General features: G+C 64.1%; 1 pseudogene. It reads left to right on the forward strand.

The features are described from left to right. Positions 1 to 532: pseudogene (locus tag D3H34_RS33705) on the forward strand (threonine ammonia-lyase, biosynthetic); the annotation flags it as partial.

Raw genomic sequence — 532 nt, forward strand, 5'->3', positions numbered from 1 at the left:
GAATATGTGGTCGTCGATACCGACGCGGTCTGCGCGGCCATCAAGGATGTGTTCGTCGACACGCGCGCCATCGTCGAGCCTTCGGGCGCGCTGGCCGTGGCGGCGATCAAACAATATGTCGCCACGCACAAGACCAAGGGCGAGACCTATGCCGCCATCCTGTGCGGCGCGAACATGAATTTCGACCGCCTGCGCTTCGTCGCCGAACGCGCCGAAGTCGGCGAGGAGCGCGAAGCGCTGTTCGCGGTCACCATCCCCGAGGAACGCGGCAGCTTTAAGCGCTTCTGCGAAGTCATCGGCAAGCTGCCCGGCGGCCAGCGCAACGTGACCGAGTTCAACTACCGCATCAGCCACCAGCAGCGCGCGCATGTGTTTGTCGGCCTGACCACGGCGGCCAAGGGCGAGTCGGAAAAGATCGCCAAGAACTTCCAGAAGAACGGCTTCGAGGCGCTCGACCTGACGTTCGACGAGCTGGCCAAGGAACATCTGCGCCACATGGTCGGCGGCCATTCGCCGCTGGCGCAGGAAGAGC

It is taken from the genome of Acidovorax cavernicola (assembly GCF_003581445.1).